This is a genomic window from Streptomyces sp. NPDC127038 (assembly GCF_042725875.1).
Lineage (GTDB): Bacteria > Actinomycetota > Actinomycetes > Streptomycetales > Streptomycetaceae > Streptomyces.
This window is the reverse complement of sequence record NZ_JBHXDQ010000016.1, coordinates 1-17,286: the sequence shown is the minus strand read 5'-3', so window position 1 is coordinate 17,286 and position 17,286 is coordinate 1. Positions and strand designations below refer to the sequence as shown.

Below are 17,286 nucleotides of genomic sequence, written 5' to 3'. Positions count from 1 at the left end.
TGCGTCAGCAATGAGTATGGCAGCGCGGCAAGAGAAATGACGGACCGTCAGATATGAGGTGCGGGCCCATGCAGATCCTGCCCGAAGGGCGGCTGGCGTACGGCATCCAGCTCCCCGTCCAGTCGCAGAGCACCCTCTACGCCGAACCGTGGGAGGCGGACGCCGGTCCGGGCGACCTCGTCGCGATCGCCCGCGCCGCCGACCGCGCCGGATTCGCCTACGTCGCGGGCTGCGACCACGTCGCCGTGCCGCGCCGGCTCGCGGACGCCATGAGCACCGTCTGGTACGACCCCGTCGCCACGCTCGCCTTCCTCGCGGCCGTCACCGAGCGCGTCCTGCTGCTCAGCCATGTCGCCGTCGTCGGGCTCCGGCACCCGCTCGTCACCGCCAAGCAGTACGCGACCCTCGACCACCTCTCCGGCGGCCGGCTGGTCCTCGGGGTCGGCGCCGGGCACGTACGGGAGGAGTTCGAGGCGGTCGGGGCCGACTTCGAGCACCGGGGAGCCGTCCTCGACGAGACGATCGACGCCCTGCGGGCCGCGCTCGGGCCCGAGGAGTTCCCCGTCCACCACGGCAAGCGGTACGACTTCGAGGGGCTCGGGCAGCGGCCCAGGCCCGCGCGGGCCCGGGTGCCCGTATGGGTGGGCGGTTCCTCGCCCGCCGCCGTGCGCCGGGCCGCGCTGCGCGGCGACGGCTGGCTGCCGCAGGGCGACCCGCGCGACCGGCTGCCCGGACAGATCGCCCGGCTCACCGCCCTGCGCGCCGAGGCGGGCGTCGGCGAACCCCTCACGATCGGCGCGATCACCGAGCCGCTGTACGTCGGCGAGCCCGGCTGGGCGGTCGGACGGCGCACGCTGAGCGGTCCGCCCGAGGCACTGGCCGCCTCGCTGCGGGAGTACGGCGCCATGGGCGTGCACCAGATACAGGTGCGGTTCCGCAGCCGGAGCCGCGACGAACTCACGGACCAGATGGCGGCGTTCGGAGCGGACGTCGCCCCCCACCTCGGCTAGGGAGTCACGGCATGGGCAAGCTGGACGGGCGGGTCGTGCTCATCACCGGCGCGGCGCGCGGGCAGGGCGAACAGGAGGCGCGGCTCTTCGCGGCGGAGGGCGCGCGCGTGGTCGTCGCGGACGTGCTCGACGACCGGGGGGAGGAGCTGGCCAAGGAGATCGGCGCGACGTACGTCCATCTGGACGTGGGCCGGGAGGACGACTGGACGGCGGCGGTCGCCTCCGCGAAGGCCGCGTACGGGCGGATCGACGGGCTGGTCAACAACGCCGGCATCCTGCGCTTCAACGCGCTCGTGGACACCCCGCTGGCCGAGTTCATGCAGATCGTGCAGGTCAACCAGGTCGGGGTGTTCCTCGGGATCAAGACCCTGGCGCCCGAGATCGCCGAGGCGGGCGGCGGCACGATCGTGAACACCTCCTCCTTCACCGGGCTCACGGGCATGGCGTACGTGGGCGCGTACGCGGCGACCAAGCACGCCATCGTCGGTCTGACCCGCGTGGCGGCGCTGGAGCTCGCGGAGAAGGGGATCCGGGTCAACGCGGTCTGCCCCGGCGCCGTCGACACGGCGATGAGCAATCCGGCGCAGCTGTCCCCGGGCCAGGACGCCGAGGAGGCCTCGCAGGCGCTCGACGCGTTCTACGCCAAGCTCGTGCCGCTCGGCCGGATCGGCCGCCCCGAGGACGTGGCCCGCCTCGCCCTGTTCCTGACCGGCGAGGACTCCTCGTACATCACCGGGCAGCCGTTCGTGATCGACGGCGGCTGGCTCGCCGGCGTCAGTGTCCTCTGACGCCGTACCGGCTATTGACGCTCCATGCGCTCGGTGGAACAGTCGGCTCAAAGAATCTGACGGTACGTCAGATAACTGGATGGGGACGGTGAACCGCCTTGGAATTCGGGCTCTTTGTACAGGGATACGTGGGCAAGCGCGCCGAGACCGACCCGCTCGCCGAGCACAAGGCGCTGATGGAGGAGACCGAGTACGTCATCCAGGCGGACAAGTCCGGCTTCAAGTACGCCTGGGCCTCCGAGCACCACTTCCTGGAGGAGTACTCGCACCTCTCCGCCAACGACGTCTACCTCGGCTACCTCGCCCACGCCACCGACCGCATCCACCTCGGCTCCGGCATCTTCAACCCGCTCGCCCAGGTCAACCACCCGGTCAAGGTGGCCGAGAAGGTCGCCATGCTCGACCATCTCACCGGCAACCGCTTCGAGTTCGGCTCCGGCCGCGGCGCCGGCTCGCACGAGATCCTCGGCTTCCTCCCCGGCATCACCGACATGAACTTCACCAAGGAGATCTGGGAGGAGACGATCGCCGAGTTCCCGAAGATGTGGCTCCAGGACGAGTACGTCGGCTTCCAGGGCAAGCACTGGTCGCTGCCGCCGCGCAAGATCCTGCCCAAGCCGTACGGGAAGTCGCACCCCGCGATGTGGTACGCCGCCGGCTCGCCGCCCTCGTACGCCATGGCCGCCCGCAAGGGCCTCGGCGTGCTCGGCTTCAGCGTGCAGAAGGTCGCCGACATGGAGTGGGTCCTGGAGCAGTACAAGACCGCCGTCGTGGACGCCGAGCCCATCGGCGACTTCGTCAACGACAACGTGATGGTGACCACCACCGCCATCTGCGCGCCCACCCACGACGAGGCCATCGCGATCGCGGTCGGCGGCGGGTTGCACTACCTGCCCTCCCTCGTCTTCCGCTACCACGACACCTTCCCGCGCCCCGAGGGCTTCCCCGTCTGGCCCGAGACCCTCCCCGAGTACACCCCCGAGTTCGTCGAGCTCCTCATCGAGGAGGAACTGCTGATCTGCGGCGACCCGGACGAGGTGCTCACCCAGTGCAAGCGCTGGGAGCAGGCGGGCGCCGACCAGCTCAGCTTCGGACTGCCCGTCGGCGTCCCCAAGGAGGAGACCCTCCAGACGATCCGGCTGATCGGCGAGCACGTCATTCCGAAGATCGACACGGACCCGGTGCACCGCACCACCCGGTTCCGCCAAGCCGTCGTCTAGGTCCAGGGGGTAGCTCCGCGATGCTCGACCATCTGATCAAGGGCGCGACCGTCGTGGACGGCACGGGAGCGCCCGCCCGCACCGCGGACGTGGGGCTGCGCGACGGCCGCATCGCCGTGATCGGCACGGTCACCGAGCCGTCCAGGACCAGCGAGGACGCGCACGGACTCGTCCTCGCCCCCGGCTTCGTCGACCCGCACACCCACTACGACGCCCAGCTCTTCTGGGACCCCTACGCGACCCCGTCCCTCAACCACGGCGTCACCACCGTCGTGGGCGGCAACTGCGGCTTCACCCTCGCCCCGCTCAACCCCGCCCGACCCGAGGACGCCGACTACACGCGCCGCATGATGTCCAAGGTCGAGGGCATGTCCCTGGTCGCCCTGGAGGAGGGCGCGCCCTGGAACTGGCACACGTTCGGCGAGTACCTCGACGCCCTGGAGGGCCGGATCGCGGTCAACGCGGGCTTCATGGTGGGCCATTGCGCGCTGCGCCGGTACGTCATGGGCCCCGAGGCGGTGGGCGGACAGCCGACGCGGGACCAACTCGACGCCATGCTCGGGCTGTTCCACGAGGCCATGGACGCCGGGGCCTGGGGCCTGTCCACCACCCAGTCCTCCACCCACTCCGACGGCGACGGCCGGCCCGTCGCCTCCCGGCACGCCGGACCCGCCGAACTGCTCGCCCTCTCAAGGGCCGTGGGCGAGCACGAGGGCACCCAGATCGAGGCGATCACGGCCGGCTGCCTCGACCAGTTCAGCGACGCCGAGATCGAGCTGTTCGCGAAGATGAGCGCGGCGGCGGGCCGCCCGCTCAACTGGAACGTCCTGACGATCGACTCCGCCGTCCCCGAGCGGGTCCCGCGCCAGCTGGAGGCGAGCGACCGCGCCCGCAAGTCCGGCGGGCGGGTCGTCGCCCTCACCATGCCGATCCTGACCCCGATGAACATGTCGCTCGGCACCTTCTGTGCGCTGAACCTGATCCCCGGCTGGGGCCCGGCCCTCGCGCTGCCCGTCCCCGAGCGCATCGCGAGGCTCCGCGACCCCGCCGTCCGCGCCGAGATGCTTGCGCGCGCGCGGAGCAAGGAGGCGGGCGTCTTCCGGCGGCTCGCCGACTTCGGCCGCTACGTCGTCGGCGACACCTACAGCGCCGCCAACGAGGGCCTGACCGGACGCGTGGTGCGGGACATCGCCGCCGAGCGCGGCCAGGAGCCCTTCGCCTGCCTGGTGGAGATCTGCGCGGCCGACGAGCTGCGTACGGTCCTGTGGCCGATGCCCACCGACAACGACCCGGACTCCTGGGCCCTGCGCGCCGAGACCTGGCGGCACCAGGACGTCCTGCTCGGCGGCTCCGACGCGGGCGCCCATCTGGACCGCATGTGCGGAGCCCCGTACACCACCCGGTTCCTCGGCGACTGTCTGCGCGGGCGCTCGCTGGCCTCCCTGGAGCAGGCCGTGAAGATGCTGACGGACGACCCGGCGCGGCTGTTCGGGCTGCGCGGACGCGGGCGCGTCGAGACGGGGTTCCACGCGGACCTGGTGCTCTTCGACCCGGAGCGGATCGACGCCGGGAAGGCCACCCTGGTGCACGACCTGCCCGGTGACAGTCCACGGCTCGACTCCCGGGCGATCGGGGTGAGGGCCGTGTGGGTCAACGGGACCGAGGCGATCCGCGACGACGTGGTGACGAGCGCGGTGCCTGGCAGGGTGCTGCGCTCGGGCCGCGACACCGAGACGGTGAGCACCCGGTGACGGCCTCCCGGAGCACCGGACAGCGGCTGTTCGTCGGCGGGGCCTGGGTGGAGCCCGAGCACGGGTTCTACGAGGTGCGGGACCCGGCGACCGAGGAGACGGTCGGGCTCGCCCCCGAGGCCTCCCGGGCCCAGGTCCACGCCGCCGCCGCGGCGGCCCGCGAGGCCTTCGGGCCCTGGTCGCGCACCCCCGCCGAGGAGCGGGCCGCCGTCCTCGCCCGGGCCGCCGACGTCATCCGGCGCAACCTCGTGCCGTACGCGGACCTCGCCCGGGCGGAGAGCGGCGCCACCACCGGGACGGCGCGCGGGATGCAGGTCGGGGTCGGGATGGCCCGCTTCCGGCGCTACGCGCGGCCCGAACCGGTCGAGACGGCGCTGCCGCCGCAGATCAACGAGGCGGGCCCGTTCGGCGGGGCCGCCGTGATGGGCGCGCTGGCCGTGCGCCGGCCCGTCGGCGTGGTCACCTGCATCACCTCGTACAACAACCCCTGGGCCAACCCCGCGGGCAAGATCGCCCCCGCCCTGGCGATGGGCAACACGGTGGTGGTCAAGCCCGCGCCGCAGGATCCGCTCTCCGTCTACCGGATGGCCGAGGCGCTGGAGGCGGCGGGCGTGCCGCCGGGCGTGGTGAACGTGGTGAGCGGTTCGACGGCGGAGTCCGGCGAGGCCGCGGTGGACTCCCCGGACGTCGACATGGTCAGTTTCACCGGCTCGACGGCGGTCGGGCAGCGGATCGCCGAGGTGTGCGGGCGCGGCATGAAGCGCCAGCTGATGGAACTGGGCGGCAAGGGCGCGGCGATCGTCTTCGACGACGCGGACCTCGGCTCGGCGGTGGCGGGCATCGGCACGACCTTCTCGTTCTACAGCGGACAGATCTGCACGGCGCCGACGCGGGTACTGGTGCAGCGGGGTGTGCACGATCTCCTCGTGCAGCAATTGGCCGCCTACGCCTCCCACTTGAAGGTGGGCGATCCGCGTGAGCCGGGGACGGTGGTCGGCCCGGTCATCTCCGCCGCCCACCGCGACCGCGTCGAGTCCTACGTCGAACTCGGCCGCAAGGAGGGCGCCCGGATCGTCACGGGCGGCGAACGCCCCTCCCTGCCCACGGGTTTCTACGTGGCGCCCACCCTTCTCGCGGACTGCACCCCGGACATGAGGGTCGTCAGGGAGGAGATCTTCGGCCCGGTCGTCGTCGTCCTGCCCTTCGACGACGAGGAGGAGGCGATCGCTCTGGCCGACGACTCCGAGTACGGCCTGATCGACTACGTCTGGTCCGGGGACGTGGCCCGCGCCTTCCGCGTGGCCGGCCGGCTGCGCGCGGGCGGGGTCGGCGTCAACACGGTCGGCCGCAACATGGAGGCCCCGTTCGGCGGCTTCAAGAAGAGTGGTGTGGGCCGGGACGTGGGCTCGTACGCCCTGCACGCCTACAGCGAGACCCAGGCGATCGTCTGGCCGGGCTGAGGCCTCCGTCGTCCGCCGTAGCGCCGCTACCCGGAGGGGAGACCTCCGGGTAGCGGTGCTACGGTGATGGTGTTAGCGTTGCTCTCATCGGGGCGGGAACACCGCCGATCCGGCCGGGACAAGGAGCAACGCCATGAGCGAGCAGCCGAACACCTCCGCGCGCGTCGCGATCGTCACCGGCGGGTCCCGCGGGATCGGCCGCGAGAGCGCCGAACGGCTGGCCCGCGAGGGGTACGCCGTCGTCGTGAACTACGCGGGCAACGCCGCCGAGGCCGACAAGGTGGTCGCGGCGATCGCCGAGGCCGGCGGGCGGGCCGTCGCCTTCCGCGCCGACGTCGCCGAGGAGGCGGAGGTCGCCGCCCTCTTCGACACGGCCGAGGAGACCTTCGGCGGCGTCGACGTCGTCGTCCACGCGGCCGGTGTCATGACCCTGGCCCCGCTCGTCGACCTGGACCTCGACGCCCTGGACCGCATGCACCGCACCAACATCCGCGGCACCTTCGTCGTGGACCAGCAGGCCGCGCGCCGGCTGCGCGCGGGCGGCGCGATCATCAACTTCTCCAGCTCCGTACTGGCCCTCGCCCTCCCCGGCTACACCGCGTACGCCGCCACCAAGGGCGCCGTCGAGGCCATGACCCTGATCCTCGCCCGCGAGCTGCGCGGCCGGGACGTCACCGTCAACGCCGTGGCGCCCGGCCCGACCGCGACGGCCCTCTTCCTGGACGGCAAGGACGAGGAGACCATCGCCCGGATGGCCGCCCAGCCGCCCCTGGAGCGGCTCGGCACGCCCGAGGACATCGCCTCGGTCGTCGCCTTCCTCGCGGGCCCCGGCGGCCGCTGGGTCAACGGCCAGGTCCTGCGCGCCAACGGCGGCATCGCCTGACACCGCCCGTTCCGCCCCCGGCGCCGAGGATGTCAGGATCACCGACATGAGCGACCCCAAGAACCCCGGCGCGGCCCCCGTCACCACCCGGGCCCGCATCCTCGCCGTGGCCGCCGAGCTGGTCGCCGGGTCCCCGGACGGTGACGTCTCGACCCGGGCCGTGTGCGAGGCCGCCGGGGTCGGCGCCCCCGCGCTCTACCGCCACTTCGGCGACAAGGAGGGCCTGCTGTCGGCCGTCGTCGACCACGGCTGGGAGCGGTACCTGGCGGCCAAGCGGGAACGCCGCCCCGGCACCGACCCGGTCCAGGACCTGCGCGACGGCTGGGACGGTCACACCGAGTTCGCCCTGCGGAACCCGAACCTCTACCGGCTGATGCACTCCCCGGCGATGCGCACCCCGCCCGCCGCGGCGCTGGAGGCCCACCGGATCCTCACCGCCGACCTCGGCCGCGCCGCCGAACAGGGCAAGCTGCGGCTCGCCCCCGGACTCGCCGCGCAGATGATCATGTCCGCCAACGTCGGGGTCTGCCTGATGCTGGTCTCCCGCCCGGCGACCTTCACGGACGAGACCCTGTCCCGCCGGGTACGGGACGCGGTGCACGCCTCCGTCTTCACCCCGGAGGTGACCGCTCCCGGGCCGGGGCCGGCCGGCGCCGGGACGTCCACCGTCCCGGCGGCCGCGACCCACCTCGGCGCGCTGCTCCGGCAGGACCCGAGCCCCGCCTTCACCCCCGCCGAGACGGGCCTGTTCGCCGAATGGCTGGACCGGCTGTCCGGCACGGGCTGAAATCCCGGGCGGGATCGCTCACTTGGACATGATGAAGTCCAGGGCGTAGCCGGATGCGGTCGTCCAGTACGTGACGAGCTGGCCGTTGTCCGCGTTCAGCGAGCTCGCGGGCAGGGGGACGTCGATCGGCGTGCCCACGCTGCTGCCGGGCCTGCTGCCCTGGAGGCGGATCGAGATGCTCTTCACCTGGTGCTCGCCCGTGTTGCCGCTGCTGACGAGCAGGGCGGCGTACGCCTCCCGGCCCGGGTCGAGGGTGACGGGCTCGCCCGGGGTCCCGTTGCTGTCCTTGATCACCGGGGTGGTGAACTGTGCGTCGGCGCCGAGTGTCACGACGGGGTAGCCGTAGACGTTGCACTTCTTGTCGCTCGCGTTCTGCACGGTGAGCACGAGGTGCCGCAGGTCCCTCTCCTTCACGGCGGACACCCCGAGCTCCTTCTGGGTGCAGGCGGGGATGCCACTGCCGCCGCCGGTCGCGGTGCCGCCGCCGGTGGTGGCCGCCTTGCCGCCCGAACCCGTGGCGGAACCCGAACCCGAACCCGAGCCCGTGCCGCCCTTCGTGCCGCCGGTCTTGGCGGTGGTGCCGCCCGTGGTGCCGCCCGTGGTGCCGGTGGTGCTCTCGCCGCCCGCCTCGCTCGGGGCGCCGCTCGGCTTCGGCGAGGCCGTCGCACTCGGCGGGGCCGCGGGCTCGGAGGCGTCCGAGGCCCGGGCCGAGCCGTGCCCGCAGGCCGTGGCCGCGAGCAGCGAGGCGGCCGCCGCGGCCCCGAAGGCGTAGGACTTCCAGCCCCGGGGGCTCTTGTGGTTGCTGCGAGCAGGCGTGTTCATGGGGTCCCGTTTCGTCTTCGGTCCGTGTGAGGTCGCGAGCGCCATTGGTCGATGGCCCGGCGTCGGCCGGTGCGACAGCCACAGCATCGGATTGCTCGTCGGCCTGGGACAAGGCGATCGGAGGGTCTGGGACGGTGGGACCATCCCACCCCTCGTGACCTGCGGAAACGGGAGCGGCTGGGATGCCTGCTGGGATGCGGTGCGGGTCGTCAGCCCCGGTCCGGGCTCTTGATCGCGCGGAGCAGGGCGCCGAAGGCGGCGGGGGTGGCCGAGAGTATGGAGTGGTCCGGGTCGGCGCTCTCGGTCAGATGGACCGTTTCTGCGGCGCCGGAGGCGGCCACGTGGAGGCAGGCCTCGCCTTCCTGGCAGTAGGACGACTTCTGCCATTCGCTGGTGTCCATGAGGAGTCCCTTCAGAGTTGTCGTGCGATGGCGTGGATGAACTCCCGCGACTTCGTCGGGGGCAGGGCGGCGGTCTCCACCGCGTCGAGCAGTCGCCGGTACTTGTCCAGGTGCGCCTCGGCGTCGAGGAGTACCGGCCCGTGGAACTGGTCCAGTTGCACAGTGTCGAGTTGATGCACAGGACCGTAGGCGTAGTTGATCGACTGGCCCGATCCGGGGAAGGCGCCCACGTCGAAGGGGAGTACCCGGATGGTGATGTGGTCCCGCTCGCTCATGTCGAGCAGATGCTCAAGCTGGGCGCGAGCCACCTCGGGGCCACCGATCTTCATGCGCAGGGCTGCTTCGTGGAGCACGGTCCGGTACGGGACCGGGTCTGCCCGGTAGAGGACGTCCTGGCGCTTGATCCGGTACGAGACCCGGTGTTCGACCTCCGGTGGGGTCGGCGCCGGGATGACGTGACGGAAGATCTCCCGGGCGTGGTCGTTGGTCTGGAGCAGCCCGGGTACATGTGCGGTGAACGCGGTGCGCAGGGCGACGGCGTGATGTTCCAGTTCGGCTAGATCGAGCAGGCCGGCAGGCAGGATGCCTCGGTACTGCTCCCACCAGCCGCGGGTCCTGTCGCCCGCCAGGTTGACCAGCGCGTCGACGAAAGCCTGGTCGGAGCAGTCGTATGTGCAGGCCATGGCGCGAATGCGGTCGGCGCTGACTCCGAACCGGGCTGTCTCGACATTGCTGAGCTGCCCGGAGCCGGTACCGAGTCGGCGTGCTGCCTCGGTGGATGTCATGCCCGCTCGCTCACGGAGTTTGCGCAGCTCGGTGGCCACGCGGATCCGACGGGCCGTCGGCGCTGGCCTGTCTGCCATCCAACTCCTCCTGAAGCAAAGCTCTGTTCGGGATGTCGCCCGCGCGAGGGGTTCAGCATGGAATCTCATGGATTCACGCAAAGCAGCTTTGTGTGCACCCCTACTGTGTACTCAGGCGCCCTCGCCCAGAAGAACCCCGTTCGACGGAGCGGCCAGGTCACTGGGCACCGGAGACGAAGAGTTCAACCCCCTCTCGTGAGCGGAGACTTCCGATGGCCACCGTATCGCCGCCGTGGGCCTACACCCTCCAACTCCCGCACGATCCCCGTGCCCCCGGCATCGCCAGGGCCACCCTCCGTACCGTCCTCGCCGCCCACGGCCTCACCGGACTCGCCCCGACCGCCGAGCTCCTGGCCTCGGAACTGCTCACCAACGCCCATCTGCACACCCGGGGCCCGTACGCCCTGCGGGTCCTGTCGACGGAGCCGGACCGGCTGACGGTCGCCGTCTGGGACACCGACCCGCGAGTCCCGCCCGGCTACGGGCAGCCCCGCACCTCCCCGCCCCCGGCGGACGAGGAACACGGCCGGGGCCTGCACCTCGTCCGCGCCTGCGCCGACGCCTGGGGCGTGTCCGTCCTGCGCGAGATGGGCGCGTCCAGGGGCGGGAAACTGCTGTGGGCGGAGTGCGGGGGACGGTTCACGCCCCCAGGAAGATCGGATTCGTGAACGCGGCCAGTGCCCCCGGTACCGGGCCCGCCGCCGTCTCGTGGCGCAGCTCCGCGCGGACGTACGCCGCGTAGGCGGCCGTCGTGTGCCACTCAACCGTTCCGGAGCCGGCGACCGGCAGGGGATCGCTGGTGAACAGCAGGCCCTCGTCGGTGACCAGGCGGACCGTGCAGCGCGGGGCGCCGGTGGCCTCCAGACGGACCGTCACCGGGGTGTCAGGGGCGACCCGCAGCCGCTCCCCGATGCCCGCGTGCTCGCCCCTGGCGCCGGACGCCGAGAAGGAGAGGGAGACCAGCTTCGACTCGGCGACGTAGGAGCGGCCCGCGCGGATGCCGTCCTGGATCGCCTCGCGGGTCAGGTCGTCGGCGAGGACGACGGTCTGCGGGGAGCCGACCTGGTCGGGGTCGCGGTGCGCGTCGCTGTTGCCCATAGCCGGGATCCAGCCGCGGCCCTCGCGCACCGAGGCGACGAGCAGGTTGTCCCAGTCGGCGAGGGTGACCTCGTCGTCGGGGGTGTACGGGCCGTTCCACACCTCGACCGCGTCCGCCTCCCCGAAGCCGAACTTCCAGCCGCAGCCGACACAGGTGGCGTGCGGGTGCGCGGGCACCACCAGGCCGCCGGCCCCGCGGATCCGGCGCGCGAACCGGCCGAACCGGTTGTCGCGGGCCCGGTAACGCCAGTCCACGAACGTGCCGGGCTCCGTGCCGAGCGCCAGCACGTGCCCGTTCCGCGTGGTGACCTCCTCACCCAGCATGATCAGCAGGTCGTCGCCCGCCTGGTCCGCCCAGTGCGGATGCGAGGCGTGCGTGTTGTGGTCCGAGGAGTTGATGAAGTCCAGGCCCGCCGACCGCGCCAGCGCGGCGATCTCCGCGGGGGTGCGGCGGCCGTCGGAGTACCAGGAGTGGAGGTGGCAGTCGCCGCGGTACCAGGCACGGCCGCGGCCCTTGGCGCGCGACGGCGGGTACACCGGCTCCGGCGCCGGGACGGGCTTCCCGTACGTCAGGGTGATCGTGACCTCGTACGCCAGTCCCTGCGGCGCCACCGTGTACGGGCCGAGCGCGATGTGCCAGGTGCCGGGGCGGACCGGCCCGGGGATGTAGCCGGGGGTCGCGTCGTCCGAGCGGATGAAGAACTCCGTGCGCGCGCCGCCCGACCAGCCCCGGAAGCCCCGGCCGCCCAGCTCCGTGCCGTGCTCGTCGAAGACCCCGATGTCCAGGGCGTTGCCCGCCGTGCCGGCCGGGACCGACGGCCTCTCGTAGGTGTAGGAGACCCGGATCTCCGCGACCCCGGCCGGCACGTCGACCGGGAGGTACACGAAGTCGGGGGAGCCGGTGGGCAGCGTGCCGCGCACCGTCCTGGTCTCCTGGTCGTCCGCCGCTTCCGCGTGCGCACCGCCGGCAAAGGTCACGCCTCCCAACGTAAGGGCGGCGGCCGCCCCCGTCACGAACAGCGCGCGTCTGCCGATGCCGTGGTCGTCCTCGCACATAACTGCTGCTCCCCTGGGGTCGGGCGTGACAGTGACATGAGTGATGCGAAGTGCCACGGACCACTGTGGGAGCCGGCTGTGAACGCGGGTGCACGGCAGGGGAATCGACGGCTTTCGGGGAGACCGACAGATGCCGTGCGGCCGGGCCGGCCCCATGCACCGCGGCGCGGGAAGCGCCTCGCGTCCCGCTGTGCCCGGCGGCCTCGACCGTATGCTCGAAGGATGACGACCTCCGCTACGGGCGCGACTCCCGGATCCGGGCCGACGGCGAACTCCATGCGGCGAGCGCTGCGGCGCGCGCGGGACGGCGTGGCGCTCGACCAGGCCGAGGCGGCGGTGCTGCTCCAGGCCCGCGGCACGGACCTGGACGACCTGGCCGCCTCGGCCGCGCGGGTGCGGGACGCGGGCCTGGAGGCGGCCGGCCGCCCCGGTGTCATCACGTACTCCAAGAGCGTCTTCGTCCCGCTGACCCGGCTGTGCCGCGACAAGTGCCACTACTGCACCTTCGTCACCGTCCCCGGGAAGCTGCGCCGGGCCGGGCACGGGATGTTCATGTCCCCGGACGAGGTCCTCGACATCGCCCGCAAGGGCGCCGAACTCGGCTGCAAGGAAGCCCTGATCACCCTCGGCGACAAGCCGGAGGACCGCTGGCCCGAGGCCCGCGAATGGCTGGACGCGCACGGCTACGACGACACGATCGCCTACGTACGGGCCATCTCGATCCGCATCCTGGAGGAGACGGGCCTGCTGCCGCACCTGAACCCGGGTGTGATGTCGTGGACCGACTTCCAGCGGCTCAAGCCCGTCGCCCCGTCCATGGGCATGATGCTGGAGACCACCGCGACCCGCCTGTGGTCCGAGCCCGGCGGCCCCCACTTCGGCTCCCCGGACAAGGAACCCGCCGTCCGGCTGCGGGTCCTGGAGGACGCCGGCCGCTCCTCCGTCCCCTTCACCAGCGGACTGCTGATCGGCATCGGCGAGACGTACGAGGAGCGCGCCGACTCGCTGTTCGCGCTGCGCCGGATCTCCCGGGCCCACCACGGCATCCAGGAACTGATCATCCAGAACTTCCGCGCCAAGCCGGACACCGCGATGCGCGGGATGCCGGACGCCGAGCTGGACGAACTGATCGCCACCGTCGCCGTCGCCCGGCACCTCTTGGGCCCGTCCGCCTGCCTCCAGGCGCCGCCCAACCTGGTCGCGGGCGAGTACGCCCGGCTCATCGGCGCCGGGATCGACGACTGGGGCGGGGTCTCGCCGCTGACCATCGACCACGTCAACCCCGAACGCCCCTGGCCGCAGATCGAGCTGCTGCGCGAACGGTCGGCCGAGGCCGGCTTCGAGCTGCGCGAACGCCTCTGCGTCTACCCGGAGTTCGTGCGGCGGGGCGAGCCCTGGCTGGACCCGCGGCTGCTGCCGCACGTACGGGCGCTGGCGGACCCGGAGACCGGCCTCGCGCTGCCGGACGCGGTCGTCGAGGGCCGGCCCTGGCAGGAGCCCGAGGAGGCGTTCACGTCCGCGGGGCGCACCGACCTGCACCACACGATCGACACCGAGGGCCGCACCGGCGACCGCCGCGAGGACTTCGACACCGTGTACGGCGACTGGGCTGAGCTGAAGGAGGCCGCGGCCCCGGGGATGGTGCCGTCCAGGATCGACACGGACGTACGGGCGGCCCTGGCGACCGCGGCCGACGACCCGACGAGGCTGACCGACGACGAGGCCCTCGCGCTGCTGCACGCCGACGGCCCGGCGCTCGACGCCCTGTGCCGGATCGCCGACGACGTGCGCAGGGCCGCGGTCGGCGACGACGTCACGTACATCGTCACCCGCAACATCAACTTCACCAACGTCTGCTACACCGGCTGCCGTTTCTGCGCCTTCGCCCAGCGCCGCACGGACGCCGACGCCTACACCCTCTCCCTGGAGCAGGTCGCCGACCGTGCCGCCCAGGCCTGGGACGTCGGCGCGGTCGAGGTCTGCATGCAGGGCGGCATCCACCCGGACCTGCCCGGCACGGCGTACTTCGACATCGCGAAGGCCGTGAAGGAACGCGTCCCCGGCATGCACGTCCACGCCTTCTCCCCGATGGAGGTGGTGAACGGCGCGACCCGCACCGGCCTGTCCATCCGCGAGTGGCTGACCGCGGCCAAGGAGGCGGGTCTGGACACCATCCCCGGCACCGCCGCCGAGATCCTCGACGACGAGGTCCGCTGGGTCCTGACCAAGGGCAAGCTGCCCGCGGCGACCTGGATCGAGGTGATCACCACGGCGCACGAACTGGGCATCCGCTCCTCCTCCACCATGATGTACGGCCATGTCGACCAGCCCCGCCACTGGCTCGGCCACTTCCGCACGCTCTCCCGCATCCAGCAGCAGACCGGCGGCTTCACGGAGTTCGTGACCCTCCCCTTCATCCACACCAACGCCCCCGTCTACCTGGCCGGCATCGCCCGCCCCGGCCCGACGGCCCGCGACAACCGCGCGGTCATGGCGATGGCCCGCCTGCTGCTCCACCCGCACATCCCCAACATCCAGACCAGCTGGGTCAAACTGGGCGCCGAGGGTGCCGCCGAGATGCTCCGCTCCGGCGCGAACGACCTGGGCGGCACGCTCATGGAGGAGACCATCTCCCGTATGGCGGGCTCCCGTTACGGCTCCTACATGTCGGTCAAGGACCTGGTCGCGGTCGCCGAGGCCGCGGGGCGCCCCGCCAGGCCCCGTACGACCGTGTACGGCGAGGTCCCCCTCGAACGGCAACGCACGGCGGCCGCCTCCGACGGCCACCTGCCGGAACTGCTGCCGGTGCTCGACTGAGAGAAATCCCTTTCTGCCCTGTCGGTGGCCCCTGTTAGGTTCATGCGGCTTGCTTGATCGACAAGCTCAAGTGCCGACAGGGGAGGGCGATTTGAGAAGAAAAACCGTCGTGCGTGGATGGCCGGCGGTCGGGTGCTGCGCGGTGGCGCTGCTGACCACCGCGGGCGGAACCGCGTACGCACTCGACAACCTGCCGCCGAAGCAGCCGCTCGTCGCGGATCTGGCGACCGAGGGCAAGGCGTGCGCGACGGGGGCGGACCTGCCGTACGTCGCGCAGGCGCCCCGCCTCAGCGCCGTGCTCCACGACCCGGAGGAGGACAACCAGCCCTCCGAGTCGAGCCCGGTCAAGGGCGAGTTCGAGGCCTGGTGGACCGACTCGGCGGGGGTCGAGCAGCGCCGCTCCTACACCACCCCCACCCTGTCGTCGGGGCAGCGTCAGTACTGGACGATGCCGAACGACATCCCCGCCGACACCGTCGTCTCCTGGCACGTCCGCGCGAACGACACCAAGGCGACCTCGCCGTGGAGCGACGAGGGCGAGGGCTCGGTCTGCTCGTTCGTGATCGACGACGTGAACCCGCAGAACGCGACGGTCACCTCGCCCGAATACCCGACCCCCGACCAGCAGTTCTGGGTGGACGGGGTCGGCGTCTACGGCCACTTCACGATGGCCTCGCCCTCGGACGACGTGGTGTCCTACACGTACAGCTTCCTGGGCGGTCCGAGCGGGACGGTCGCAGCGGAGCGCCCGGGGGCGGCCGTGACCGTTCCCTACCTGCCGCTCACCGGCGGGCCGAAGCACGTCCAGGTCCGCGCGATCGACCGGGCCGGCCGCAGCAGCGGCCAGACCACCTACGACTTCAACGTCCAGTCCGGCCGCGCCTCCGTCGCCCGCTGGAAGCTGGACGACGCGGCCGGCTCCCGGAAGGCGGCCGCGGAGACGGGCACCGCCGCCCGCGCGGGCATCGGCGCGGCCTTCGGCGGCCCCGCCCCGTCGGGCACCGGCATCACCTCCACGGTGAGCCTGGACGGCAGCGGCCACGGCTTCCTCACCCCGGACGCCCCCGCCACCGACCTGCGCAAGTCCTTCGCCGTCGGCGCCTGGGTGCGGCCCGCCGAGACCGGCCGGACCATGACGATCGCCAGCCAGGACACGGACGCCGGCGGGCCCGGCTTCACCCTCGGCCTGCGCGGCGGGGACACCGGTCCGGCCTGGTCGTTCGCGATCGGCGGCGCACGGGTCTCGGGCGGCGCGCCCGAAACCGGCGAATGGGCCCACGTGCTGGGCGTGTACGACGCGGAGACCGGGAAGGCACGGCTGTACGTCAACGGCCACGAGACCGGCACCGCGGTGGACGCGACGCCCGCCGAGGCGGCCGGGGCGTTCCAGATCGGCCGCGCCCGCGGCACCGCGGGCTACCGCGACCGCTGGCACGGCGAGGTCGGTGACGTCCAGGTCCACGACCGGGTCGTCGTCCCGGGCGAGGTGACCGAACTGGCCGGCCGCGCCCCGAAGCGGCTCGGCCACTGGTCGCTGGAGACCGCGACGGACGGCGCGAGCCCCGAGCGGGACGGCGGCTCCCCGCTGCGGCTCGGCACGGGCGCGACGGTCTACCGGGGAGGCGACGACTCCTGCATCCCGGAGATCGACCCGGACTGCACCTACGTGCCCCCGGCGCTCGTCGGCGGCGGGCATCTGCGCCTGGACGGCGAGAGCGGCTACGCGGCCACCGACGGACCGGTCGTGGACACCGGGGACAGCTTCACGCTCGGCGTCGTCGTGCGCCTCGCCGACTCCGAGCCCGCCCACCCGATGACCGTGCTCTCCCAGGCAGGCGAGCACACCGACGCCTTCAAGGTGCGCTACGAGCCGTCCACGCACTCCTGGCAGCTCGTGATGCCGGAGAAGGACGAGGCGGGAGCCCCGGAGAAGGTGGTCTCCGAGACCGAGTGGGCGGACGGCGGCGAGGGCTCGGGCCACCGCCTCGCGGTGGTCTACGACGACGCGGCCGACACGATCAGGCTGGTCGTCGACGGCAACGTCGGCGGCGCCGCCACGGCCGGCTTCCCGAACGGCTGGCACAGCACCGGCGCCCTCCAGGTCGGCCGGGCCAGGGCCGGTGACGGCTGGGGCGAGTACCTGCACGGCGACGTGGACGAGGTGCAGGCCTACGCGGGGGTCCTGAGCACGTCCCAGATCATCCAGCTGGGCGGGGGCGCCGACATCAACCCGTGAGGCCGCGGGGCCCACGGAAGGGGGGGCCGCGCGCACCCCCGATCACGGCGCCCCCCCCACACACCGCCGCCCCCCCCCACCCCCCCCCCCCCCC

14 protein-coding genes are annotated in these 17,286 nt (G+C 72.6%); 10 read left to right on the top strand and 4 right to left on the bottom strand.

Going from position 1 to position 17,286, the window contains the following annotated elements:
- Positions 1-68 precede the first annotated feature (68 nt).
- The 7 genes from ACFWI4_RS14480 (at position 69) to ACFWI4_RS14450 (ending at position 7,899) form a co-directional block, all read left to right on the top strand.
- The gene (locus ACFWI4_RS14480; RefSeq protein ID WP_385395306.1) at positions 69-1,010 is read left to right on the top strand and encodes a TIGR03619 family F420-dependent LLM class oxidoreductase; all 942 of its coding nucleotides are present in this window, start codon (positions 69-71) and stop codon (positions 1,008-1,010) included.
- 11 nt (positions 1,011-1,021) lie between these two features.
- A complete protein-coding gene (locus tag ACFWI4_RS14475) occupies positions 1,022-1,798 on the top strand; it encodes an SDR family NAD(P)-dependent oxidoreductase (RefSeq protein ID WP_385395309.1) in 777 nt (258 codons plus the stop codon).
- A gap of 98 nt (positions 1,799-1,896) precedes the next feature.
- On the top strand, positions 1,897-3,018 hold the full coding sequence (locus ACFWI4_RS14470; protein ID WP_385395312.1) for an LLM class flavin-dependent oxidoreductase: 1,122 nt from the start codon (positions 1,897-1,899) through the stop codon (positions 3,016-3,018).
- Between the two features lie 20 nt (positions 3,019-3,038).
- Positions 3,039-4,769, top strand: coding sequence for an amidohydrolase family protein (locus tag ACFWI4_RS14465; RefSeq protein WP_387195234.1), 1,731 nt, complete (start codon positions 3,039-3,041; stop codon positions 4,767-4,769).
- Positions 4,766-6,229 carry an aldehyde dehydrogenase family protein gene (locus tag ACFWI4_RS14460; protein WP_387195231.1) on the top strand — a complete coding sequence of 488 codons (1,464 nt, stop codon included), beginning with the start codon at positions 4,766-4,768 and terminating at the stop codon, positions 6,227-6,229. Before ACFWI4_RS14465 ends, ACFWI4_RS14460 begins: the two co-directional genes overlap by 4 nt.
- Before the next feature lie 133 nt (positions 6,230-6,362).
- The gene (locus ACFWI4_RS14455) at positions 6,363-7,112 is read left to right on the top strand and encodes an SDR family oxidoreductase (RefSeq protein ID WP_387195228.1); all 750 of its coding nucleotides are present in this window, start codon (positions 6,363-6,365) and stop codon (positions 7,110-7,112) included.
- Positions 7,113-7,158: 46 nt separating this feature from the next.
- Complete coding sequence (locus tag ACFWI4_RS14450) at positions 7,159-7,899, top strand: TetR/AcrR family transcriptional regulator (RefSeq protein ID WP_387195225.1); 741 nt, start codon at positions 7,159-7,161, stop codon at positions 7,897-7,899.
- 18 nt (positions 7,900-7,917) lie between these two features.
- On the opposite strand, the gene ACFWI4_RS14445 is transcribed toward ACFWI4_RS14450, so the two are convergent.
- The 3 genes from ACFWI4_RS14445 to ACFWI4_RS14435 form a co-directional block, all read right to left on the bottom strand.
- Positions 7,918-8,721 carry a DUF4232 domain-containing protein gene (locus ACFWI4_RS14445; protein ID WP_387195222.1) on the bottom strand — a complete coding sequence of 268 codons (804 nt, stop codon included), beginning with the start codon at positions 8,719-8,721 and terminating at the stop codon, positions 7,918-7,920.
- 209 nt (positions 8,722-8,930) lie between these two features.
- Positions 8,931-9,122, bottom strand: coding sequence for a DUF397 domain-containing protein (locus ACFWI4_RS14440; RefSeq protein WP_387195219.1), 192 nt, complete (start codon positions 9,120-9,122; stop codon positions 8,931-8,933).
- Between the two features lie 11 nt (positions 9,123-9,133).
- Entirely contained in the window at positions 9,134-9,985 is an 852-nt protein-coding gene (locus ACFWI4_RS14435; RefSeq protein ID WP_387195216.1) for a helix-turn-helix domain-containing protein, read from the bottom strand.
- Between the two features lie 212 nt (positions 9,986-10,197).
- Here ACFWI4_RS14435 and ACFWI4_RS14430 point away from each other — a divergent pair, with 212 nt between their 5' ends.
- Entirely contained in the window at positions 10,198-10,653 is a 456-nt protein-coding gene (locus ACFWI4_RS14430; protein ID WP_387195213.1) for an ATP-binding protein, read from the top strand.
- On the opposite strand, the gene ACFWI4_RS14425 is transcribed toward ACFWI4_RS14430, so the two are convergent.
- On the bottom strand, positions 10,625-12,139 hold the full coding sequence (locus ACFWI4_RS14425; protein ID WP_387195210.1) for a CehA/McbA family metallohydrolase: 1,515 nt from the start codon (positions 12,137-12,139) through the stop codon (positions 10,625-10,627). The genes ACFWI4_RS14430 and ACFWI4_RS14425 overlap by 29 nt on opposite strands.
- 222 nt (positions 12,140-12,361) lie before the next feature.
- Here ACFWI4_RS14425 and ACFWI4_RS14420 point away from each other — a divergent pair, with 222 nt between their 5' ends.
- Entirely contained in the window at positions 12,362-14,956 is a 2,595-nt protein-coding gene (locus ACFWI4_RS14420; protein ID WP_387195207.1) for a bifunctional FO biosynthesis protein CofGH, read from the top strand.
- Positions 14,957-15,623: 667 nt separating this feature from the next.
- Positions 15,624-17,192 (top strand): LamG-like jellyroll fold domain-containing protein, encoded by a 1,569-nt coding sequence (locus ACFWI4_RS14415; protein WP_387195435.1) that lies wholly within the window; start codon positions 15,624-15,626, stop codon positions 17,190-17,192.
- Positions 17,193-17,286: the final 94 nt, after the last annotated feature.